This is a genomic window from Vibrio diazotrophicus, assembly GCF_038452265.1.
GTDB classification, from domain to species: domain Bacteria; phylum Pseudomonadota; class Gammaproteobacteria; order Enterobacterales; family Vibrionaceae; genus Vibrio; species Vibrio diazotrophicus.
In genome coordinates this window covers 2046316-2069692 of sequence record NZ_CP151842.1, presented here as the reverse complement: position 1 = coordinate 2069692, position 23377 = coordinate 2046316, and the positions used below count along the sequence as shown (strand labels likewise).

The 23377-nt window shown below is 43.4% G+C and carries 22 protein-coding genes, 1 tRNA gene, 1 riboswitch and 1 other annotated feature; of the genes, 20 read left to right on the top strand and 3 right to left on the bottom strand.

The window, feature by feature from the left end; genetic code table 11:
- Window positions 1-112: 112 nt before the first annotated feature.
- From AAGA51_RS09445 to hisIE, 9 genes are all read left to right on the top strand, one after another.
- Window positions 113-1714 (top strand): Na+/H+ antiporter NhaC family protein, encoded by a 1602-nt coding sequence (locus AAGA51_RS09445; RefSeq protein ID WP_042481936.1) that lies wholly within the window; start codon window positions 113-115, stop codon window positions 1712-1714.
- Window positions 1715-1901: 187 nt separating this feature from the next.
- Window positions 1902-2038 (top strand) — a sequence feature (His leader region).
- Window positions 2039-2091: 53 nt separating this feature from the next.
- Window positions 2092-2988: an ATP phosphoribosyltransferase gene (hisG, locus tag AAGA51_RS09440; RefSeq protein WP_042481938.1), complete on the top strand. Its 897-nt coding sequence runs from the start codon at window positions 2092-2094 to the stop codon at window positions 2986-2988.
- 5 nt (window positions 2989-2993) lie between these two features.
- Window positions 2994-4301 carry a histidinol dehydrogenase gene (hisD, locus tag AAGA51_RS09435; RefSeq protein ID WP_042481941.1) on the top strand — a complete coding sequence of 436 codons (1308 nt, stop codon included), beginning with the start codon at window positions 2994-2996 and terminating at the stop codon, window positions 4299-4301.
- A gap of 5 nt (window positions 4302-4306) precedes the next feature.
- A complete protein-coding gene (gene hisC / locus AAGA51_RS09430) occupies window positions 4307-5347 on the top strand; it encodes a histidinol-phosphate transaminase (RefSeq protein ID WP_042481943.1) in 1041 nt (346 codons plus the stop codon).
- Between the two features lie 13 nt (window positions 5348-5360).
- Window positions 5361-6434 carry a bifunctional histidinol-phosphatase/imidazoleglycerol-phosphate dehydratase HisB gene (hisB, locus tag AAGA51_RS09425; protein WP_042481945.1) on the top strand — a complete coding sequence of 358 codons (1074 nt, stop codon included), beginning with the start codon at window positions 5361-5363 and terminating at the stop codon, window positions 6432-6434.
- Entirely contained in the window at window positions 6434-7051 is a 618-nt protein-coding gene (hisH, locus tag AAGA51_RS09420) for an imidazole glycerol phosphate synthase subunit HisH (RefSeq protein WP_042481947.1), read from the top strand. The genes hisB and hisH overlap by 1 nt, the downstream gene beginning before the upstream one ends.
- A gap of 53 nt (window positions 7052-7104) precedes the next feature.
- A complete protein-coding gene (hisA, locus tag AAGA51_RS09415) occupies window positions 7105-7842 on the top strand; it encodes a 1-(5-phosphoribosyl)-5-[(5-phosphoribosylamino)methylideneamino]imidazole-4-carboxamide isomerase (protein WP_042481949.1) in 738 nt (245 codons plus the stop codon).
- On the top strand, window positions 7824-8597 hold the full coding sequence (hisF, locus tag AAGA51_RS09410) for an imidazole glycerol phosphate synthase subunit HisF (protein WP_042481950.1): 774 nt from the start codon (window positions 7824-7826) through the stop codon (window positions 8595-8597). The genes hisA and hisF overlap by 19 nt, the downstream gene beginning before the upstream one ends.
- Window positions 8594-9205 (top strand): bifunctional phosphoribosyl-AMP cyclohydrolase/phosphoribosyl-ATP diphosphatase HisIE, encoded by a 612-nt coding sequence (gene hisIE, locus AAGA51_RS09405; protein WP_042481952.1) that lies wholly within the window; start codon window positions 8594-8596, stop codon window positions 9203-9205. The genes hisF and hisIE overlap by 4 nt, the downstream gene beginning before the upstream one ends.
- A gap of 31 nt (window positions 9206-9236) precedes the next feature.
- On the opposite strand, the gene AAGA51_RS09400 is transcribed toward hisIE, so the two are convergent.
- Window positions 9237-9312, bottom strand: a tRNA-Lys gene (locus AAGA51_RS09400).
- A 108-nt stretch (window positions 9313-9420) separates the two neighbouring features.
- Window positions 9421-9518: riboswitch (TPP riboswitch) on the top strand.
- An 82-nt stretch (window positions 9519-9600) separates the two neighbouring features.
- Here AAGA51_RS09400 and thiD point away from each other — a divergent pair.
- Window positions 9601-10419 carry a bifunctional hydroxymethylpyrimidine kinase/phosphomethylpyrimidine kinase gene (gene thiD, locus AAGA51_RS09395; protein WP_042481953.1) on the top strand — a complete coding sequence of 273 codons (819 nt, stop codon included), beginning with the start codon at window positions 9601-9603 and terminating at the stop codon, window positions 10417-10419.
- On the opposite strand, the gene AAGA51_RS09390 is transcribed toward thiD, so the two are convergent.
- Complete coding sequence (locus tag AAGA51_RS09390; RefSeq protein ID WP_042481956.1) at window positions 10403-11101, bottom strand: rRNA large subunit pseudouridine synthase E; 699 nt, start codon at window positions 11099-11101, stop codon at window positions 10403-10405. The two genes, thiD and AAGA51_RS09390, sit on opposite strands and share 17 nt — an antisense overlap.
- Before the next feature lie 315 nt (window positions 11102-11416).
- Here AAGA51_RS09390 and AAGA51_RS09385 point away from each other — a divergent pair, with 315 nt between their 5' ends.
- Window positions 11417-13645, top strand: coding sequence for an NADP-dependent isocitrate dehydrogenase (locus tag AAGA51_RS09385; protein WP_042481958.1), 2229 nt, complete (start codon window positions 11417-11419; stop codon window positions 13643-13645).
- A 132-nt stretch (window positions 13646-13777) separates the two neighbouring features.
- Here AAGA51_RS09385 and cspD read toward each other — a convergent pair whose 3' ends face one another.
- A complete protein-coding gene (gene cspD / locus AAGA51_RS09380) occupies window positions 13778-13999 on the bottom strand; it encodes a cold shock domain-containing protein CspD (RefSeq protein ID WP_042481960.1) in 222 nt (73 codons plus the stop codon).
- A gap of 529 nt (window positions 14000-14528) precedes the next feature.
- Here cspD and clpS point away from each other — a divergent pair.
- The 9 genes from clpS to AAGA51_RS09335 all read left to right on the top strand — a co-directional run bounded on the left by clpS (window position 14529) and on the right by AAGA51_RS09335 (window position 23373).
- Window positions 14529-14849 (top strand): ATP-dependent Clp protease adapter ClpS, encoded by a 321-nt coding sequence (gene clpS, locus AAGA51_RS09375; protein ID WP_042482186.1) that lies wholly within the window; start codon window positions 14529-14531, stop codon window positions 14847-14849.
- A gap of 35 nt (window positions 14850-14884) precedes the next feature.
- Entirely contained in the window at window positions 14885-17152 is a 2268-nt protein-coding gene (gene clpA / locus AAGA51_RS09370) for an ATP-dependent Clp protease ATP-binding subunit ClpA (protein WP_042481962.1), read from the top strand.
- A gap of 401 nt (window positions 17153-17553) precedes the next feature.
- Complete coding sequence (locus AAGA51_RS09365; protein ID WP_042481964.1) at window positions 17554-18468, top strand: hypothetical protein; 915 nt, start codon at window positions 17554-17556, stop codon at window positions 18466-18468.
- Window positions 18425-19618, top strand: a complete 1194-nt coding sequence (locus AAGA51_RS09360) for a beta-ketoacyl-ACP synthase III (RefSeq protein WP_303621181.1) — start codon at window positions 18425-18427, stop codon at window positions 19616-19618. Before AAGA51_RS09365 ends, AAGA51_RS09360 begins: the two co-directional genes overlap by 44 nt.
- Window positions 19618-20046: a hypothetical protein gene (locus tag AAGA51_RS09355; RefSeq protein WP_042481966.1), complete on the top strand. Its 429-nt coding sequence runs from the start codon at window positions 19618-19620 to the stop codon at window positions 20044-20046. The genes AAGA51_RS09360 and AAGA51_RS09355 overlap by 1 nt, the downstream gene beginning before the upstream one ends.
- On the top strand, window positions 20036-21034 hold the full coding sequence (locus AAGA51_RS09350) for a BtrH N-terminal domain-containing protein (RefSeq protein ID WP_042481968.1): 999 nt from the start codon (window positions 20036-20038) through the stop codon (window positions 21032-21034). Before AAGA51_RS09355 ends, AAGA51_RS09350 begins: the two co-directional genes overlap by 11 nt.
- Window positions 21034-21954 (top strand): ABC transporter ATP-binding protein, encoded by a 921-nt coding sequence (locus tag AAGA51_RS09345; RefSeq protein ID WP_042481971.1) that lies wholly within the window; start codon window positions 21034-21036, stop codon window positions 21952-21954. Before AAGA51_RS09350 ends, AAGA51_RS09345 begins: the two co-directional genes overlap by 1 nt.
- Window positions 21947-23107, top strand: coding sequence for an ABC transporter permease (locus AAGA51_RS09340; protein ID WP_042481973.1), 1161 nt, complete (start codon window positions 21947-21949; stop codon window positions 23105-23107). Before AAGA51_RS09345 ends, AAGA51_RS09340 begins: the two co-directional genes overlap by 8 nt.
- Window positions 23104-23373 (top strand): acyl carrier protein, encoded by a 270-nt coding sequence (locus AAGA51_RS09335; RefSeq protein ID WP_102952980.1) that lies wholly within the window; start codon window positions 23104-23106, stop codon window positions 23371-23373. Before AAGA51_RS09340 ends, AAGA51_RS09335 begins: the two co-directional genes overlap by 4 nt.
- Window positions 23374-23377 lie beyond the last annotated feature (4 nt).

Genomic DNA, 23377 nt, shown 5'->3' with positions numbered 1-23377 from the left:
GTGGAGTGTTCACTTCCCTTTCGCTTAGTTCAACATTAATCGCATTGAACATATTCGATGTGGTTTATCTGCAGTAGATCTCTAACCGAAATATTATTGGTTTTTGAAGATCATGAATTTATTAGATTTTGCTTCGTCTCCTTTGTCACTAGTCCCTGCGTTAGTGGCGTTGAGTCTCGCTATTATTACTCGTCGTGTACTTGTTTCTCTTGGAATGGGTATCGCCCTTGGCGCGTTATTACTTGCTGATTACTCCATTGGTGATGCAATTAGTTATGTCGGCACCAAAGTAACAAACGTATTTGTTGAAGACGGTGGCCTGAATACTTGGAATATGAGTATTGTTGGCTTCTTGCTGCTGCTGGGAATGATGACTGCACTATTAACGCTTTCTGGCGGTACTCGTGCATTCGCCGAGTGGGCCCAAGTTCGCGTGAAAAGCAAACGTGGTTCAAAGCTACTTGCTGCGTTTTTAGGGGTTTTCATTTTTGTTGATGACTACTTCAACAGCTTAGCGGTTGGCTCAATTTCTCGTCCTGTTACTGACCGCTTTTATGTTTCACGCGCTAAACTGGCTTACATCCTAGACTCTACTGCTGCACCAATGTGTGTTGTTATGCCTGCTTCAAGCTGGGGCGCATACATCATGACTATCATCGGCGGCATTTTGGTATCACACGGTATTACTGAGTATTCTGCGCTTGGTGCTTATCTGCGTTTGGTTCCGATGAACTTCTATGCGGTATTTGCACTATTAATGGTGTTTGCAGTTGTATGGTTCCAAATGGATATCGGTCAGATGCGCCAACACGAAATCAATGCTTCTCAAGGCCAAGGTTTCGATGATGATATGTCTGAGAATGACGAACAAGCTCGCGATTTAAATGATGAGCTTGATATCCGTGAAAGTGAAAAGGGTAAAGTTTCAGACCTTATTTTCCCAATCGTATTACTGATTATCGCGACCGTTGGTTCAATGCTGTATACCGGTGGTCAAGAACTAGCCGCTGATGGCAAAGCATTCAACGTACTAGGTGCGTTTGAAAATACCGATGTTGGTACATCACTTATTTACGGTGGTTTAGTCGGTTTAGCGGTTGCTCTGTTCACCGTAGTTAAACAAGGTATCGCGATCACTGAAATTGCACGTACGCTGTGGATTGGTGCTAAATCGATGTTTGGTGCGATTCTAATCCTTGTCTTTGCTTGGACAATTGGTTCAGTAATCGGTGACATGAAAACGGGCGCGTACCTCTCTTCGTTAGCTCAAGGCAACATCGACCCGCATTGGTTGCCAGTTATTTTGTTCCTATTGTCCGGTATTATGGCGTTCTCTACCGGTACATCTTGGGGTACGTTCGGTATCATGCTGCCAATCGCGGGCGACATGGCAGGCGCAACTGAAATTGCTCTGATGCTACCTATGCTGAGCGCGGTACTAGCGGGTTCTGTATTTGGTGACCACTGTTCACCAATTTCAGATACTACTATTCTGTCTTCAACTGGTGCTCGTTGTAATCATATTGACCACGTAGCAACTCAGCTTCCATATGCTCTAGCTGTCGCAGGTGTATCATGCGTTGGTTTCATTGTTCTTGGTATGACGCTATCAGTGCTGGCTTCGTTGGCTGCATCCACAGTGGCATTTATCGCAGTGTGCTTTGTATTTAACGCATTGGCAAAATCTAAGTTGGTGACCTGTAACGAAGCTTAATGCTTTTTATTTCAGGAAATTAAAGGAGGCTTCGGCCTCCTTTTTTATGCTCGAAAAGTTGCTACCAGAAAAAGATGGAAAAAAGTGAAATTTTTTGTTGAAAAATGAGACGAGCTTAGATAGTGTTGAAGGCAATCCAGTGAACACATTCGGTGTAATTAAGTATGCGTAATTTTGTCATGAATATTCATCATCACCATCATCCCTAAGAGTCTTTCGGGAGATGTACGCATACCCGGGAGACAGGATTCTCCCGGTGGTTAAATCAAAGTAATTTTAAGATTTTAGACCCTTGGGAGACCAATCTCTCAAGGGTTTTTTACTATCTAGATTAATTAAAACTTAAAGATTTCAATATTTTACGAAGGAAGAATGTAATGCAAACACAACGCCTAAGAATAGCAGTCCAAAAGAAAGGTCGTTTAAGCAACGAATGCCAGAGCCTACTAAAGAAATGTGGGGTTAAATTTAATGTTATGGGCGAACGTTTAGTGGTTCACTCGTTAAATATGCCAATTGACCTGCTTCTTGTTCGTGATGACGATATCCCAGGTTTGATTATGGATGGCGTGGTTGACTTGGGTTTTGTTGGTGAAAACGTGTTAGAAGAAACCCGTTATGACCGTATTGCTCTAAACCAGCCAAGCGAATTCGTTGACCTACGTCGTATGGACTTTGGCGGTTGCCGTCTTTCAATCGCAATCGACAAAGATGTGGAATACAACGGCCCACAAGATCTTAAAGGCAAACGTATTGCAACGACCTATCCTCAACTTCTAAAAGCGTACATGGCAGAACAAGGTATCGATTTTAGTACCTGTATGTTAACTGGCTCGGTTGAAGTGGCTCCACGTGCAGGCCTTGCTGATGCAATTGCTGACTTGGTATCAACAGGCGCGACACTTGAAGCGAACGGCTTAAAAGAAGTTGAAGTAATTTTCCAATCAAAAGCGAAGCTGATCCAACGTACTGGTGAATTTGCTCCAGATAAAGCTGCGTTGATTGACCGTCTTCTTACTCGTATGAACGGCGTGCAACAAGCGAAAGAATCGAAATACATCATGCTGCACGCACCAGTCGAAAAACTACCTCAAATCACGGCACTACTTCCTGGTGCAGAAGACCCAACTGTGTTACCACTTTCTGCTGATAAAACTCGCGTAGCTGTACACCTCGTCAGTGCTGAGAATTTGTTCTGGGAAACAATGGAAAAGTTAAAAGCACTTGGTGCAAGTTCTATTCTTGTATTACCAATTGAGAAGATGATGGAGTAATCCCGATGAGAACGATTGTTTGGCAATCGCTGAGTGAAACTCAGCAAGACTCAGTATTGGAACGTCCTGCTATCGCTGAAGGTGCGAATATCACTGCTGCGGTTGCGGAAGTTATTGCCAAAGTTCGAGCGGAAGGTGACTCTGCTCTGTTAGAACTGACTGAGAAATTCGATAAGTGTAAACCGGATTCAATTCGTGTTTCGGCAGAAGAGATTGACGCGGCATGTGAGAGTCTTGATGACGAAATGAAGCAAGCGTTGGAATTGGCTTACAACAACATCTCTAAATTTCATAAAGCACAAAAAGCAGCACCGATCAAAGTTGAAACTATGCCAGGTGTTGTGTGTGAACAGGTAACACGCGCAATCAACAAAGTAGGTTTGTACATTCCTGGTGGCAGCGCGCCATTACCATCAACCGTATTGATGCTTGGTGTTCCAGCACAAATTGCAGGTTGTCGTAAAGTCGTGTTGTGTTCTCCTCCGCCGATTGCTGATGAAATTCTTTATGTCGCTAAGCTTTGTAAGATCGATGAGGTTTATAACGTTGGTGGCGGCCAAGCAATTGCAGCAATGGCTTACGGTACGGAAAGTGTAGCGAAAGTGGATAAGATTTTTGGTCCAGGCAATGCGTATGTAACGGAAGCAAAACGCCAAGTGAGTAATGATTTCCGTGGCGCAGCGATCGATATGCCAGCAGGTCCATCAGAAGTGTTAGTGATTGCAGACGACACTGCGGACGCCGATTTTATTGCTGCAGACTTACTAAGCCAAGCTGAGCACGGTCCTGATTCACAAGTTGTTTTGGTCACGCCTTCACCAGTCGTTGCGGATCAAGTGGCTGATGCGGTTCAAAAACAGCTTAAGTCGCTATCTCGCGCAGCAACTGCTGAAAAAGCTCTCGCTTCAAGCTTAATCATAATTGCAGAGTCGTTAACTCAGGCTGTTTCAATTTCTAACTACTATGGACCAGAGCACCTGATTGTTCAGACTAAGAATCCTCGTGAATTAGTGCCGCTGTTAGACAATGCAGGCTCAATTTTCTTGGGTGATTGGTCGCCAGAATCAGTGGGTGATTATGCTTCAGGCACTAACCACGTACTGCCAACCTACGGTTATACTCGCACTTATTCAAGTTTAGGTTTAGCAGATTTTAGCAAACGTATGACAGTACAAGAACTAAGCGCTGATGGTCTGAGAGCACTGGCACCAACAGTTGTAAAAATGGCTGAAGCAGAAGGCTTAGACGCACACAAACGTGCCGTTACGATTCGTATTGAAAAGCTTGCTATTGAAAAAGGACAGAAGGCGTAATCATCATGGAAAAACTCGCTCGTAAACAAGTTCAAGAATTAACGCCTTATCTTTCTGCTCGCCGTATTGGCGGAAGTGGTGATGTGTGGCTAAACGCTAACGAATCGCCATTCAACAACGAATACAAAACCAATTTCGCTCGCTTAAATCGTTATAGCGAATGCCAGCCCCCAGAGTTAATCAACGCTTATGCAGCATATGCAGGGGTCAAGCCAGAGCAAGTACTAACTTCTCGTGGCGCTGATGAAGGTATTGAATTATTGGTGCGTGCTTTCTGTGAGCCAAACCAAGATGCGATTTTGTTCTGCCCACCGACTTACGGCATGTACGCAATCAGTGCTGAAACTATTGGCGTTGAACGCAAGAAAGTACCGCTAACCGCAGAATGGCAGTTAGATTTAGCCAACATCGAAGCCAATCTGGAAAACGTAAAGCTGGTGTTTGTCTGTAGCCCAAATAACCCAACGGGGAACTTGGTTAAGCGTGAGGACATTGTCACTCTGCTAGAAATGACCAAAGACCGCGCGATTGTCGTAATGGACGAAGCCTATATCGATTTCTGCCCAGAAGCATCAACGGTCGATTTGCTGGCGCAGTATCCAAACTTGGCGATTCTACGCACGCTATCTAAAGCGTTTGCTCTTGCAGGGCTACGTTGTGGTTTTACCTTGGCCAATGAAGAACTAATCAACGTATTGTTAAAGGTCATCGCACCTTATCCAGTGCCAGTACCTGTGGCTGAAATTGCGACTCAAGCGCTGTCTGAAGCTGGTCTTGCACGTGCTAAATACCAAGTGCTGGATCTGAATGCTAACCGAGCGTATATGCAAGTAGGTCTGTCTATGGTAAGTGGCGTTCAAGTGTTTGAAGGTTGGGGTAACTATTTGCTGGTTAAATTCCCTGATGGCGATGCATTGTTCAAAGCCGCTTGGGACGCAGGTATTATTTTACGTAATTCACCAATTGAAGACTGCGTGCGCATTAGCGTAGGCAATAGAGAAGAGTGCGAAAAGACGGTCGCGTTTATTCGTAACTACTACCAATAGAAAGGATTCTACAATGAGCACCCAACAGAAAATTCTCTTTATCGACCGTGACGGCACCTTAATTGTTGAGCCTCCGGTGGATTTTCAGGTTGACCGTTTAGACAAACTGAAACTGGAACCTTTTGTTATCCCAAGCTTGCTGACTCTACAAGAAGCTGGCTATCGCTTAGTTATGGTGACCAACCAAGATGGTTTAGGCACAAGCAGCTATCCGCAAGAAGACTTCGATGCTCCACACAACATGATGATGGATATCTTCTCTTCTCAAGGTGTGAAGTTTGATGATGTGTTGATTTGTCCTCACTTCGAAAAAGACAATTGTTCTTGCCGTAAGCCTAAGTTAGGCATGGTGAAAGAGTACCTTCAAGGCGGCAAAGTTGACTTTAAATCATCGGTTGTAATTGGCGACCGATTAACGGATCTGCAACTGGCAGAGAACATGGCTATTCGCGGTATTCAGTACAATCCTGAAATCATGAACTGGCCTCAAATTGTTAAAGATCTCACCGTTAAGGCTCGCACTGCAAAAGTGGTTCGCAAAACCAAAGAAACCGATATCAAGGTCGCGGTGAATTTGGATGAGACGGGCGGTAACGAAATCGAAACCGGTTTAGGTTTCTTCGATCACATGCTTGATCAAATCGCCACTCACGGTGGTTTCCAATTAAAGCTTAAAGTGGATGGTGACCTGCACATCGACGATCACCACACGGTTGAAGATACCGCATTAGCATTAGGCCAAGCGATTAAAGAAGCCTTAGGTGATAAGCGTGGGATCGGTCGTTTTGGTTTTACTCTGCCGATGGACGAATGTTTGGCGCAATGTGCGCTCGATCTATCAGGTCGCCCTTATTTGAAATTCGACGCTGAGTTTAGCCGTCCAGAAGTAGGCGATTTATCCACTGAGATGGTATATCACTTCTTCCGCTCACTAACAGACACGCTCGCGTGCACTCTGCACTTGTCTTCTACAGGTGAGAATGACCATCACATCATTGAAAGCTTATTTAAGGCGTTTGGTCGTACACTGCGTCAAGCTATTCAAGTACAAGGAAATGAGTTGCCAAGCAGCAAAGGGGTTCTCTAATGGCGAATGAACAAAAAGTTGTCATTATCGATACGGGTTGTGCCAACGTTTCTTCCGTGAAATTCGCCATTGAACGTTTGGGTTACCCAGTGACGATTTCAAAAGACCCAGCAGTGGTTCTTGCTGCGGATAAGTTGTTCTTACCGGGGGTAGGAACAGCTAGCGAAGCGATGAAGAACCTTGAAGAACGTAACTTAATCGAGCTTGTGGCTAAGGTAGATAAACCGCTACTTGGCATCTGTTTGGGTATGCAGCTACTAGGCAAACTTTCAGAAGAGAAAGGACAGAAAGCGGATGATATCGTTGAATGTCTGGGCTTAGTTGAAGGTGAAGTTCGCTTAATGCAAACCGGTGATTTGCCATTGCCTCACATGGGCTGGAATACCGTTTCGGCTAAAGCTGGCAACCCGCTTTTCAAAGATATTGAAGAGGGTGAGTACTTCTATTTTGTACACAGCTTTGCAATGCCAGTAGGTGATTACACCATCGCACAATGTGGCTACGGAAATCCATTTAGCGCAGCGATTCAAAATGGCAACTATTACGGTGTTCAATTCCACCCAGAGCGTTCATCAAAAGCCGGTTCTAAATTAATTCAGAACTTCCTAGAGCTCTAAATAATAAACGGAAGCTGTAAGCGATAAAGCGGCAAGTCGAATAAGGAACAGAAATGATTATTCCCGCATTAGATTTAATTGAAGGTCAGGTTGTGCGCCTCTATCAGGGTGATTACGGCCAAGTGACAGAATATAAAGTCGACCCAGTAGAACAATTTAATTTATACAACAAAGCTGGTGCTGACTGGCTTCACCTAGTGGATTTAACGGGCGCAAAAGATACCAGTGCGCGTCAGTTAGACCTGATTGCAAAATTACTTGCAGGTACTCCTGCCAATATTCAAATAGGCGGCGGTGTTCGCACAGAGCAAGACGTGATTGATCTGCTAGAAGCTGGAGCGCAACGAGTTGTGGTTGGTTCAACCGCTGTTAAGCAGCCTGAACTCGTCAAAGGTTGGATGACAAAATACGGCGCTGAGAAAATCGTGTTGGCTTTGGATATTAATATCGATGCTGACGGTACTCGCAAAGTGGCGATTTCTGGCTGGCAGGAAGATTCAGGTGTCTCCATCGAAGCACTGATAGAAGATTACCTAACCGTCGGTTTGAAACACGTACTCTGCACCGACATTTCTCGTGACGGAACGCTAGCAGGTTCTAACGTTGAGCTGTATGTAGACCTTTGTAAACAATACCCACAAGTTCAATTCCAATCTTCAGGCGGTATCGGCAGTTTAGCGGATATTGAAGCGTTGAAAGGCAGCGGTGTAGCAGGTGTGATTGTTGGTCGAGCATTGCTTGATGGTAAATTCACCACAGAGGAGGCGTTCGCATGTTGGCAAAACGTATAATCCCTTGTTTGGATGTTCGTGACGGTCAGGTTGTGAAAGGTGTTCAGTTCCGTAATCACGAAATCATTGGTGACATTGTTCCGCTAGCCAAACGTTATGCGGAAGAGGGCGCAGATGAGTTAGTGTTTTACGATATCACCGCCTCAAGCGATGGCCGTGTGGTTGATAAAAGTTGGGTAGCTCGCGTTGCAGAAGTCATTGATATTCCTTTCTGTGTGGCTGGTGGTATTAAATCAGCCGAAGATGCTGCGCGTATTCTGGAGTTTGGAGCAGATAAAGTTTCGATTAACTCACCAGCATTAGCCAATCCTCAGCTAATCACTGACCTTGCAGATAAGTTTGGTGTGCAATGTATCGTTGTCGGTATCGATTCATACTTCGACAAAGAAACTGGTAAATATCAGGTTTACCAGTTCACAGGTGATGAAGCGCGCACTAAAGCGACCAAGTGGGAAACCAAAGATTGGGTTCAGGAAGTACAAAAACGTGGCGCGGGCGAAATCGTATTGAATATGATGAATCAAGACGGCGTGCGTAACGGTTACGACCTTGAGCAACTGAACATGGTTCGCTCGGTGTGCCATGTTCCATTAATTGCTTCTGGCGGTGCCGGCGCAATGGAGCATTTCGCCGATGCATTCAAGTTGGCGAATGTGGATGGTGCGTTAGCAGCGTCTGTATTCCACAAACAAATCATCAATATTGGTGAACTCAAGCAATATTTAAAACAACAAGCGGTTGAGGTGAGACTATGAGCCTAGCGGAACGTATTAATTGGGAAAAGGTTGATGGTCTTGTTCCTGCAATAGTGCAGGATTTCGGTTCAAGCCAAGTGCTTATGATGGGCTACATGAACCAAGAAGCGTTAGCTAAAACATTAGAAACAGAACAAGTCACTTTCTATTCGCGCACCAAGCAGCGCCTGTGGACCAAAGGTGAAACCTCAGGCAATGTGTTGCAGTTGAAAAATATAGCTTTGGATTGTGACCAAGATACCTTGTTGGTAAAAGTGAATCCGATTGGCCCAACGTGTCACACTGGCACAACAACTTGTTGGGATGGTGATGCGCAAGAGGAGTCACAAATGGTGTGGCTTCATCAACTTGAGCAGCTATTGGCTGCCCGCAAGAGTGCCGACCCAGACTCATCTTACACAGCTAGTCTTTATGCACGTGGCACCAAACGCATTTCGCAGAAAGTGGGCGAAGAAGGTGTTGAAGTCGCGCTTGCGGCGACGTCGGGCGATAAGGCGGAGTTAGTGTGTGAGTCTGCGGACTTGATTTATCACTTGCTTGTCTTGCTTCAAGACCAAGGTCTGTCGATGAGTGATGTGATTAATAAACTCAAAGAGCGTCATAAGTAGCCATAGCTTCAATAAGTTGAAGAGAACATATTGGTAGGCCGTGCGGGGCTCGAACCCGCGACCGATTGATTAAGAGTCAACTACTCTACCAACTGAGTTAACGGCCTACATATTGAAAAATACACTTTGATACAACGAATTATAGTCTCGATTCGGCCACTTATCGTTGTGAAAGTTATAAATTGCAAAACGGACAATTTAATTGTTATTCTGTCCGCCATTAGTCGGGGAGCCTTTGGGCTGAGATCGTATTGCGAGACCCGTTGAACCTGATTCAGTTAATACTGACGTAGGGAACTAATCCAATCTTTGCGATTGTATATCTCGTTTTGCCGTCTATCTCTGATGTGTTTTCGAGAGACTGTTCCTGTACGTCCTACCCCAAAGGAACAGTTATGCCTAAATCTAAAACAATTCCTGTTGTACTGACTATTGCCGGATCGGACAGTGGTGGTGGTGCGGGTATTCAAGCCGATATCAAAGCGATATCCGCGACTGGCAGTTACGCCGCTTCTGTTATCACCGCGATTACTTCTCAAAATACATTGGGTGTGTTTGATATCTTGCCCATTCCTTTAGCTCATATTGAAAGTCAGTTAGACGCAGTATTCCAAGATCTCAATATTGTCGCGGTAAAAATTGGCATGCTGGCGGATACCGATATCATCAATTTGGTAGCTGATAAGCTGGAACAATATCGACCAGAACACATTGTTTTGGATACAGTGATGGTGGCAACCAGTGGCGATTTACTGCTAAAAGAAACCGCGATAGACAGCTTGAAAGAACGCTTGTTGCCTCTCGCAAGCATTATTACGCCAAATCTACCAGAAGCCGCAGCACTGACAGGACTCGATATGCCAAGAGACGCTGAGCAAATTGAGCAGATGGTTACTGCAATGCGTCAGTTAAGTACTTCTGCTGTATTGCTCAAAGGCGGGCATTTAGAGGCGTCTGATGAGAGTGATGACCTGTTGATTACCCAAAATGAAACTCACAGATTAAGTGCTGAGAGAATTCACACTCCCAATACTCATGGGACGGGTTGTACCTTGTCTTCGGCCATTGCTTCGTTTTTGGCTCAGGGAGAAGATATGCTTTCAGCGGTCATTCATGCGAAGGAATACATTACCCAAGCGATAGGACATGCTGATTTACTTGATGTTGGACAGGGCAGAGGCCCCGTCGATCATTTCTTTATGCTGCATCAATAGAAATTTCTTTCCACTCTCCAGGCTGAAGGTCGCCCAACTCAATATTCCCCATTGAGTAGCGAATCAGACGCAGAGTAGGGAAGCCGATGTGCGCTGTCATGCGCCTTACTTGACGGTTACGACCTTCAATGATGGTAACGGCGAGCCAAGTGGTTGGAATGGCTGCGCGAAAGCGCACTGGTGGATTTCGAGGCCACAACTGGGGCTCGTCAATCACCATGACTTGCGCTGGAAGCGTTGGCCCGTCTTTTAATGTCACTCCGTTTCTAAGTGGTTCTAAATCTGACTCTGTCGGTGCACCTTCAACCTGAACCCAGTAAGTTTTAGGCGATTTTGATTCTGGCTGAGTCAGTTTGGCTTGCAAAATACCATCGTTGGTTAACACCATTAGACCTTCGCTATCGCGATCGAGGCGGCCTGCTGCATATACATCTTTTACTGTTATGAAATCGGCGAGCGTTTTTCTGCCTTCACCATCAGTAAACTGGCTTAACGTGTCATAAGGTTTATTAAAAACAATGACTTTACGATCTTCAATGTTCACTTTTGGTTTCTGAACCGCAGGTTTACGTGCTCTTTGGCTCGTTGAAGTGCGCCCAGAAGAACGATTTCCTTGTTTGAAACGCGGTTTATGAGTCGAGTGAGGAGCCTTAGCAGTGCTTCTACGCGAGCTGGATGACATGTTAACTACCTTGCAAAAATGTAAATGAAGTGTGTTTGAAAGTTTTCTGAAACTCGCTTTTGCGCTACAATTTTCGCGCCCAGAAATAGGATAAACGACAAGATGATAGACTATTATCCTAATTTTGTTTAATTATAACTATCTTCACTCAAGGACTGTATTTAAGACTCGTTGTGGTCTAAAACACATAGACGTTATTCGAATACAAAAAAGAAAGAGTGAGACTATCGTGCACAAGTTTGGGATGTTTCCCGCTTGAGCCGTACATTCACACAACACATGCCCGTGTGTTGTTAGAACAAATAGGGAAAGTTCATGCCAACAGATAAACCTACAATTATTTATACAATTACAGACGAAGCCCCAGCTCTAGCTACTTATTCATTGCTGCCTATTATCCAGTCATTTACGGCATCGTCGGGTATTGAAATTGAAACTCGTGATATTTCTTTAGCAGGACGTATTCTTGCTAACTTCCCAGAGCATTTGAAAGAAGACCAGCGCGTTGGTGACGCTCTGACGGAACTCGGTGAACTTGCACAAACTCCCGAAGCGAACATCATCAAATTGCCAAACATCTCAGCATCGGTTCCTCAGTTAAAAGCGGCGATCAAAGAACTTCAAGACAAAGGTTTTGCACTTCCAAATTACCCAGAAGAGCCTGCAACTTACGAAGAAGAAGCGATTAAAGCAACGTACGACAAAATCAAAGGTAGTGCGGTAAACCCTGTACTGCGTGAAGGTAACTCTGACCGTCGTGCTCCTGCATCAGTGAAAAACTATGCGAAGAAGAACCCACACTCAATGGGTGCTTGGTCTGCGGATTCTAAATCTCACGTTTCTAGCATGAGTGATAAGGACTTCTTCGGTACTGAAAAATCGGTCACTGTAGACGGTGCAACACAAGTCTCTATTCAGTTTGTCGGCAAAGATGGTTCAACGAAAGAACTGAAAAAGCCTTTTGCACTGAAAGATAAAGAAATTATTGATGCAAGCGTTTTGAACAAGAAAGCGCTTGTAGAGTTCTTCGAAAAAGAGATTGCTGACGCAAAACAACAAGATGTTCTGCTTTCTCTACACATGAAAGCAACCATGATGAAAGTGTCTGACCCAGTCATCTTTGGTCATGCTGTTAAGGTTTACTACAAAGAAGTGTTCGACAAGTACGGTGACGTATTCGAGCAACTTGGTGTTGATGTAAACAACGGTCTAGGTGATGTGTATGCGAAAATCCAAGCATTACCTCAGGCACAACGTGAAGAGATTGAAGCTGCACTTCAAGCGGTTTATGCAACTCAACCGCCACTGGCGATGGTTGACTCTGACCGCGGTATTACCAACCTACACGTACCTAGCGACATTATCGTTGACGCGTCTATGCCAGCGATGATCCGCTCATCAGGTCAAATGTGGGGTCCAGACGGTAAGCAGAAAGATACTAAAGCAGTGATCCCAGATCGTTGTTACGCTGGCGTTTACCAAGCTGTAATTGAATTCTGTAAAGAGCACGGTGCATTTGACCCAACGACTATGGGTAGCGTACCAAACGTGGGTCTGATGGCTCAAAAAGCGGAAGAATACGGTTCACACGATAAAACCTTCATTCTTGATGCTGACGGTGCAGTGCGTGTTGTTGATGCAGCGGGTAATGTATTGCTTGAACAAGAAGTTGAAGCTGGCGATATCTTCCGTATGTGCCAAGTTAAAGATGCACCGATTCAAGACTGGGTTAAGCTTGCAGTAAACCGTGCACGTGCAACGAATACACCAGCAGTATTCTGGTTAGACGAAGCACGCGCTCACGATGCTGAGCTGATTAAGAAAGTGAATCAGTATCTGCCTGAACACGATACCTCTGGCCTAGAAATCAAGATCCTTTCACCTGTAGATGCAACGCTATACTCTCTAGCGCGTATCAAAGAAGGTAAAGATACGATTTCAGTAACAGGTAACGTACTACGTGATTACTTAACTGACTTGTTCCCAATTCTAGAACTAGGCACTTCTGCGAAGATGCTTTCAATCGTTCCACTAATGAACGGTGGCGGCCTGTTTGAAACAGGTGCTGGTGGTTCTGCTCCTAAGCACGTACAGCAAGTTCAAAAAGAGAACCACCTACGTTGGGACTCTCTGGGTGAATTCCTAGCTCTTGCTGCTTCTCTAGAGCATCTAAGTGTGGTGACTGGCAATGCGAAAGCGCAAGTATTGGCTGACGCGTTAGATAAAGCGACAGGTAAATTCCTAGACCTTAACAAGTCGCCATCACGTAAAGTAGGTGAGCTAGATAACCGTGGTAGTCATTACTACTTAGCGACATATTGGGCAGAAGCGTTGGCAGCACAGACTCAAGATGCCGACCTTGCGGCTGAGTTTGCACCAGTGGCTGAGCAGCTATTGGCTAGCGAAGAGAAAATTGTTGCTGAGCTAAATGGTGCTCAAGGCGTTGCGGGTGATTTAGGTGGTTACTATGCATTAAACGATGCGATGGTTTCTAATCTAATGCGTCCAAGTTCAACACTGAACAGCATCGTAGATCGCGCATAAGCTCAAACGACGCTTGACGATAAAATACAAAACCCGCCAAGAGGCGGGTTTTTCATATCTATCAATTTATAAATCGTTAGCATTTAAATAACCAATGGGTCAGTAAATGGTAAGGATTTACTCGGCAGCGAACTATTTAGATTGTTGCCCTTCAATAGGTACGACACTACTAGCGTGGTAGCCTTTAGGTCCCTGTTCAACTTCATATGCTACTTGCTGTCCCGCTTTCAGTGTGCGGTAGCCATCCATTTGGATAGTAGAATAATGAGCAAAAATGTCTCCATCTTCGCCTTCTGGACAGATAAAACCAAATCCTTTGGCGTTATTGAACCATTTTACTGTACCTGTAGCCATGCTATACGTCCCTCATGCATTTTGTTACTGATGTTGTTGCGGAGAAATTACCCTTATTGATTTACTACGTAGATAGTTTGATCAAATGACTTGATGTTGATTACTCCAATTAGTGAATATCGATTCAGCCGCTGCCAAATTTTTAGTCACTATTTGACCAATGTAGTCAATGATTGAGCACAGTCAATAGGAGAATGGTATAAAAATGCATACTTTTATAAGCAAATCACTTTTGAGATATCCCCAATTCATTTGATGTCAATCGTGAAACAAGCATTCATGCTGGTTATGACTGACTCAGCTTGGGACTTTAAACCAAATAGTGTTACATAAAGGTGACGAGTTTTTGAACGTTTAGAATAAACTCGTTTGTTAATAGCAATGTTTTATTTGCAGCGATACAATTGCTGCATTAGTCTCTAAGTAAGGATTGTTTTTCACCTTCACTGACAGCGCCTTAGTTATCAAAAGTGATGACATAGTAAGAGAAGAGACATTTTTAAGAGAAACACTCCTAAATACGGCCATCATGAGTAAAAACTTCGAATGGGTTACTCCAGACTCAGATCTACTGGAGCGAGAAAAAACAGCAACAAAACCGCCATCGATGTATAACGTTATACTGAACAATGACGACTACACACCGATGGATTTTGTAATAGAAATCCTTGAACGCTTCTTCTCTATGGACATAGAAAAAGCGACACAAGTGATGCTCAGAGTTCATTATGAAGGGAAAGCAATTTGTGGCACGTTTACTGCTGAAGTTGCAGAAACGAAAGTCGCTCAGGTGACAATGTACGCACGGGAAAACGAGCATCCACTGCTTTGTACGATGGAAAAAGCGTAACATTTGCAGATGTGGTTGTTCTTTAAGGAGGCCTTATGCTTAACAAAGAACTAGAGTCTAGTCTAAACGGCGCGTTCGCTCGAGCGCGAGACAAAAGACATGAATTCATGACCGTCGAGCACCTCCTACTTGCATTGTTAGAAAACGATGCAGCGAAGGAAGCATTATTGGCCTGTCAGGCAGATGTTGACGTTTTACGTCGAGAGCTTGACGTATTTATTGACCAGACAACCCCTCTCATCCCAGATAACGACGAAACACGTGAAACTCAGCCAACGCTCAGCTTTCAACGTGTTCTACAGCGTGCTGTGTTCCATGTTCAATCATCTGGTCGCAGTGAAGTCACGGGTGCAAATGTGCTGGTTGCTATTTTTAGTGAGCAGGAATCTCACGCAGCCTATCTATTGAAGAAGAACGATATTAGTCGTTTGGATATCGTTAACTATATTTCCCACGGAATTACTAAAGCATCGAGTTCAAGTGAAGATCCATCTTCCGATTCGTTTGGTACAGAGAGTTCAGACGATTCTTCAGCCGATGAAAGACTAGAAAGCTTTGCAACGAACTTAAACCAGTTAGCTGGCCAAGGTCAGATAGATCCTCTGATTGGTCGTGATAAAGAACTTGAACGTACGATTCAAGTGCTATGTCGTCGACGTAAAAACAACCCATTATTGGTGGGTGAAGCAGGCGTAGGTAAAACCGCTATAGCGGAAGGTTTGGCTTGGAGAATCGTTGAAGGACAAGTACCGGAAGTGATCCAAGACAGCGTTATTTACTCTCTGGATATCGGTTCACTACTTGCGGGTACAAAATACCGTGGTGACTTTGAGAAACGTTTTAAAACCATTCTTAAACAACTTGAGAAAGAGAAAGACGCGATTCTTTTCATCGATGAAATTCATACCATCATCGGTGCCGGTGCTGCGTCTGGTGGTCAGGTTGATGCAGCGAACTTAATTAAACCTCTACTAAGTAGCGGTAAGTTGCGTTGTATTGGTTCAACCACCTATCAAGAGTACAGCAACATTTTTGAGAAAGAGCGCGCGCTTTCACGCCGATTCCAAAAAATTGACGTTGTAGAACCTTCGTTGGATGACACCACCAAAATTTTGATGGGTTTGAAACCAAAATACGAAGCTCACCACGATGTGCGTTACACAAACAAAGCACTTCGTGCTGCGGTTGAATTGTCTGCGAAGTACATCAATGAGCGTCACTTACCGGACAAAGCTATCGATGTTATAGATGAAGCTGGTGCGCGTGTTCGCCTAATGCCAGCGAGTCGCCGTAAGAAAACAGTCGGTGTGGCTGAGATTGAGTCCATGGTTGCAAAAATGGCTCGTATCCCAGAGAAATCCGTCTCTTCGTCGGACAAAGATATCCTGAAAAATCTGGATAAGAAAATGAAGATGCTTGTGTTCGGTCAAGATAACGCGATTGATGTGTTAACCGAATCCATCAAGCTGACTCGTGCTGGTTTAGGTGCGGATAATCGTCCTGTCGGTTCATTCTTGTTTGCTGGTCCAACGGGCGTAGGTAAAACAGAAGTCACCGTTCAATTGTCTAAACTGTTGGGTATTGAACTACTCCGATTCGACATGTCTGAATACGGTGAGCGCCATTCTGTGAGCCGTTTGATCGGTGCTCCTCCAGGTTATGTTGGTTATGACCAAGGTGGCTTGTTAACGGATGCCGTGATTAAGAATCCACATGCGGTTGTGCTTCTAGACGAAATTGAAAAAGCGCACCCTGATATCTTTAACTTGCTATTGCAAGTGATGGATAACGGCACGCTAACAGACAACAACGGTCGCAAAGCGGATTTCCGTAACATCATCTTAGTGATGACAACCAACGCTGGCGTGGCTGAAACAGTGAAGAAATCCATTGGTTTGATTCAGCAAGATCATAGCCATGATGCGATGTCAGAAATCAAGAAAGTGTTCACACCAGAATTCCGTAACCGTTTAGACCATACTATTTGGTTTAACAGTTTGGATGAAAGTGTAATTCACCAAGTGGTTGATAAGTTCATCGTCGAGCTACAAGTACAATTGGATGCTCGTGGTGTATCTCTTGAAGTTTCAGAAGATGCTCGTCATTGGTTAGCTGTGAAAGGTTATGACCGTGAAATGGGTGCACGCCCAATGGGACGTGTCATTCAAGATCAGTTGAAGAAACCACTGGCTAATGAGTTGCTATTTGGCGCATTGGTTGATGGCGGAACTGTGAAGGTGGCTCTGAAAGATGATCATCTTGTCTTTGAATACTTAGGTGCTAAAGAAGAAGTGCTGCATTGAGACCTTAACTGCGTGTAGCTAGCAGCCAAAAAGGCGAATCTTTAAGATATAATACCCGTCAGATTGAGAAATCTGACGGGTATTTTTGATCTTGCAACGAATACGCTATTTCTGTTTTATGAGAATATTAAGCCCTTGCTTAAGAGATTCATATGTATATTCTTCATCGCAAGCGATTCCCGAATAACAACTTATAAGTTTTCGAGTATTAAAAAATAAGCTGAATTTTGTGAAGTAAATCTAAAAAGAGAGCTTTGGTTTTATGTTTGTGAATACCGTATCTAAAACTTTAGTTTTGGATAAAATATTCACATTTCATGAATTAATGGTAATCTTGCATCAATATACACATATAGATTATCTATTTAATTCTACTGCTAGTTATCAATCTAAGCCTTTATATGAAAAAAGTTCTAGTTGTTTCTTACTCTCAAAGTGGCCAGCTTTCAAAGTTTGTTGAATCATCGACGAAATCTCTTTGCCAAAGTGATGATATACATGTTGACTATCACATTTTGGAGCCAGTTAAACCTTATCCATATCCATGGTCTTTTTACCCTTTTTTTGACGCATTTCCAGAAGCAATTTATATGAATGGTTGTGAGTTAAAATCCGCTTCAAATTTAGCTGATGAGTATGATTTAGTTATTATCGCGTATACAGTTTGGTTTTTGGCTCCTGCTATTCCAATTACGGGTTTTTTAAAAACAGAGCAAGCTAAACAGCTATTAAAAGATAAACCAGTTGTTACTCTTATTGCTTGTCGTGATATGTGGGTTATGGCTCAAGAGAAAATGAAAGCTCTAATAACTGAGTGTGGTGGACATTTGATTGATAATGCGGTTTTAACCGATCAAAGTGGCACTATTTACTCATTTATCACTACGCCTCGTTGGTTGTTAACAGGTAAAAAAGATCCTTTTTGGATATTTCCTGCGGCTGGAGTGAGCGAACAAGATATTAAAGAAAGTGCTCGATTTGGTGAACGCTTAGCTATGGCATTAGAGCAGGATTTGGAAAAAGAGAAGAAACCCCTCTTGGCTAATTTGGATGCCGTTAAAGTTAACGGGAAGTTAATTAGTTCCGAAAAAATAGCGACTCGCTCGTTTATGATTTGGGGAAAGCTAATTCAATTATCGGGAAAACCGGGCGCTTTATCTCGTAAAGTGATCATTACTGTCTATGTGTTGTTTTTAGTTGCAATGATTCTCACTCTGGTTCCAATTAATTTACTTGCTAAGAAGCTTATTTCACCATTGATGAAAGACTCGATTGAAAAAAGCATTAAATACTATGAAAAACCCTCCGGACGATAAAATGAATAAAAAAGTATATATAAACGATGTCCAAGCTTTTTTGCCGAATGAGGCGGTAAGCAACAAGCAGATAGAAAGTGTTTTAGGACAAGTTGGCGATCGTCCATCAAGAGCTAAAAATCTTATACTACGCTCCAATCAAATTAAGCAGCGATATTATGCGATTGATCCAGAGACAGGCAGTACAACACATACGAATGCACAACTCACTGCTGAAGCAATTAAACGGCTTAACTCAGACTTTTTTGATATCAAAGAAATAGAGCTTCTTGCTTGTGGTACAACTATCGCAGACCAGTTGCTGCCCAACCATGCGTTAATGGTGCATGGTGAACTTAAAATCCCTAGCTGTGAAGTGGTCGCGTTGGCGGGAATCTGCTTAGCAGGAACCATGTCTCTTAAGTATGGCTATATGTCCATATTAAGTGGTCAAAGCAGCAATGCAGTTGTTACTGGTTCCGAAAATGCTTCCGCTATGATGAGAGCGGGTCAATTTGAAGCAGAAGTATCAAGTAAGGTAGAAGAACTCGAACGTCAGCCTGAAATTGCATTTGAAAAAGACTTTTTACGTTGGATGCTAAGCGATGGCGCCGGTGCTGCGCTTCTTAGCAACAAAAAAAATGACCATGGTATTTCGCTCGAAATAGAATGGATTGAGCAGAAGTCCTATGCAAACGAGCTGGATGCTTGTATGTATGCGGGGGCTGAAAAACTAGAAAATGGATGTTTAAAAGGGTGGAGAGAATACTCTACTCAGTCGTGGCTAGACAAATCGATCTTTTCCGTAAAACAAGACGTAAAACAATTAAACGAAAATATAGTGGAATATACAGTGACACGTCCGCTAAGAGATCTTGTTACCAGTGGTAAAGTGAATCCTGATGGGATCACTTACTTCCTACCTCATTACTCTTCTGGATATTTCCGCGATCGATTGTATCAAGGCATGTTAGAGGCTAATTGCGATATCCCACAAGAGCGATGGTTTACTAACTTATCGACCAAAGGGAATACGGGATCTGCGTCTATCTATATCATTTTGGAAGAGCTCTTCCATTCAAAACAGTTAAAAGTAGGTGACACATTGTTGTGTTACGTACCAGAAAGCGGGCGTTTTTCTACCGCCTTTATGCAGCTTAAGGTGGTGTAATGGAAGCGAATAAGGTACCTCAAGATCAGTCTTCTACTTACGCTAATAACGCTAAAGCTTTGTATGCCACCAGTGAGTCTGGTGAATATGGTGTCGTGGCATCGTCGGGTTGGGAAGCTGAAGAGTTGGTGACTAAGCAAGCACTCAATGAATTTGAGCGTCAGGCGATTGCTGCTTATAAACTGGTTGAAAGCGGAGAGAAGTCTCCCTTGTATTACCATATGTACGCTCGACGTATGGATCTTATGGTTTTGGCTCAGTCAGTTGGGTGGTTCCAATGGCGGGTTAAACGTCATATGAAACCTACAGTTTTTGCTAAGCTTCCAATTAAAAAGTTGAATGCATACAGTGAGGCGTTGGGGATCAGCGTTGAACAATTGTCCACCTTGCCAGAGCTCAATGTTGAGGGAAACGATCATGAGTCGTAATGAGTTTTCTCACAAACACTATGCGCACTGCGAAAGTGGAGTTATGTCATCGATACTGACCCATCATGGTCTGCCTTTATCTGAGCCAATGGTGTTTGGTCTATCCAGTGCACTTACTTTTGCTTATCTTCCGTTTGTTAAGCTAAGCGGAATGCCTTTGATAGCCTATCGCTCTATGCCTAAATCAATCATAAAAGGTGTGCAAAGGGCATTAGGGGTGAAAATGAAAGTAGAGACATTTTCCAAACCAGAACAAGGTACGAAAAGGCTCGATTCGTTATTGGCTGACGGAAAAATTGTAGGTGCGCAAACCTCTGTGTTTTGGCTTCCATATTTTCCTGAGGAAATGCGTTTTCATTTTAATGCTCATAACCTTGTTGTTGTTGGTAAAGAAGACAATACCTATACCATTAGCGATCCGGTGTTCGAACATCTGGTTTCCTCTGATGAAACGGCATTGCAAAAAGCTCGCTTTGTTAAGGGCGTTATGGCACCTAAAGGAGCACTCTATTATCCAACTTATGTACCTTCATCGGTTGATTACCCTGAGATCATCAGAAAAAGTATCAAGAAAACCGCCAAATCCATGTTGAAAACACCAGTACCTATTGCGGGACTTAAGGGCATGTATTTTCTGGCGAAACATATCCGAGCGCTAGAGAACAAAGACGAGCATTACGCCAAATTGTTTTTAGGTCATATCATTCGTATGCAGGAAGAAATTGGTACGGGAGGAGCAGGGTTCCGATATATATACGCGTCATTTCTGCAAGAATCTGCCGCACTTATTCATAATCAAGCTTTGGAAAAGGCATCAAAAGATATGACGGCAATAGGTGATGAATGGCGAGAGTTTGCGTTACTGATTGCTAAAGCGATTCGTCCGAGAAATAAGCAAGCAATTGATTATTCTTTGATTGCATCCAAACTAGAATCCATTGCAGGTCAAGAACAAAAGCTTTATCAATCACTTCTGAGAGCCTTTTAATGATCCAAATCGAGGCACTAACCAAGTCATACAATGAAGTTAAAGCGTTAGACAATTTATCATTAGTTATTCCTTCCAACTCTATCTTTGGTTTACTTGGGCCGAATGGGGCAGGGAAAACCACACTCATGTCTATATTGAATGGCTTATTAACTTATGACGCGGGTAGCGTGAGTTTCTTCGGGATGCCTTTGGCGAAAAACCTTAAGGAAATCCGTGAACGTTGTTCGTTGATACCTCAAAGTCTCGCGTTTTATGAACACTTGTCTGTGAAAGAGAATTTGAAATTTTTCGCTGGTATTCAGGGGATTAAAGGTGAACGTTTTCATCAAAACTTTGAATATGCCATCGAAACAAACCGCTTGTCTTCAATGCTGACACGAAAGGCATCAACTTTGTCCGGCGGACAAAAGCGTCGACTGAATATTGCAATTGGCCTGTTGAATAATCCTGACATTCTGTTTTTTGACGAACCGACGGTTGGTATCGACCCTGAGTCACGTAATGAGATTTTGGACAGTATTAAAGCCTACGCCAATGACAATAAAACGATTGTCTATACCTCTCATTACATGCCTGAAATTGAGAAGATCTGCGATGAAGTTGCGATTATTAACGCAGGGAAAATAATCAAGCAGGGAACCATTGATGAGATGGTTAACAATCATGAGGCGCAACAGGTAGTTGTTGAACTCTATCCTCAGACTCAATCTATCAATGGTCTTTTTGAGGCGCAACAGATGGTGCAAGTGATCAATAACGAAACCCTGTTGCTCAATACCACAGAGGCTTCAGTGGTTACTCAGGTCCTTAACTCACTGGAAGCAAATCAACGTAAAGTCAAAAATATCCGCTATGGAACAACAACCTTAGAATCGATGTTTATTCAGCTAACGTCTAAGGATCGCAACGATGTTTAAGGCGATGCTTACGAAAGAGTTTTTACTAATAGGTCGCGATAAACATGCGTTAGCGGCACTGTTTATTATGCCGGCAGTGTTTATCCTAATTATGTCTATCGCCTTAAAAGATGTCATGAATGACGATAAATCTCTGATGAGTTATATCGTGATAGATAGAGACCAGACTCATGCCAGTCAAACATTAGTAGAGGAATTGGCAGAGACTCCATCTTTCTCACAACGGGATTACAGTGAAGAGACGTACCGCTCCCCTGAAGATGAAGGGGTTCAGTTTATAGTTGATATACCTGAAGGCTTTGAAAGCGATTTATCAGATATTAAGTTGACGGTTGCCGCTGATACTTCTCCATCACTGTTAAGCATTTTTAAAAGTCAGATGTCACTGATTGTGATGAAACATCAGTTAGACACTATGAGTTCAGCTATTCAAAAGCAGTTTGGTTCGCGTGGCGGGCGAGACGTTAAGTCTTTCGACGATGATTTTATTGAAGTGAATTATGCCAAGTTTGCACAAAATGAAAAGCCAACGTCAACACAGCAAAGTGTGCCCTCTTGGATAGTCTTCGGTTTATTTTTCGTCATCATTCCGATGTCCACCATCTTTATCAATGAGAAAAAGCAGAACACATTAAGACGGCTTTTGACGATGAATGTCAGCATTCTTAATTTGTTTGCCGGGAAAATCATTCCCTATATGTTGATAAACCAAGTTCAGGTATGGCTAATGATTGGGGTCGGTATGTTCGTCGTTCCTTATTTCGGTGCGGCACCTTTGACAATTTCCGGTTCCGTTTTTGGATTGATATTGGTTTCTATAGCGTTAAGCATCTCTGCTATTGGTCTGTCTATTTTAATTGCGACTTCGGTAGACAGTGTGGAGCAAGCAACAACCATAGGCGGAATAATTAATATTCTCCTAGGCGCTATCGGCGGTGTTATGGTGCCAAAGGTTGTGATGCCAGAATCGATGCAAACGTTGAGCAACATCTCTCCGATGTCATGGGGGCTTGAAGGCTTCTTAGATATTTTTTTGCGTAGTGGTGGAGTGCGAGACATCATTCCAGAAGCTATCGCTTTGAGTCTGTTTGGCTTGATATCTCTTAGTCTTGCGGCTGTAATATTTACATTTAAAAAAAGGAAAGAAGCATGAGAGGCTCTTTGGATAATGAATTCAAATTAAAACTAAAGACAATGATTCTTGAAGAGTGCGATCGTGATGACATTGACGCGAATGAACTGTCTGATGACGTGATGCTATTTTCTCCAGAGAGTGAACTTGAGTTTGACTCCGTTGACGGATTACAGATCTCTATGTTGCTTCAACGACACTTTAACTTGCGTTTAGTGGACCCGAAGGAGTTCCGCCGTGTGGTCACCACGGTGAATCATCTTGCCGATCATCTGCAACCGGAATAGTTTC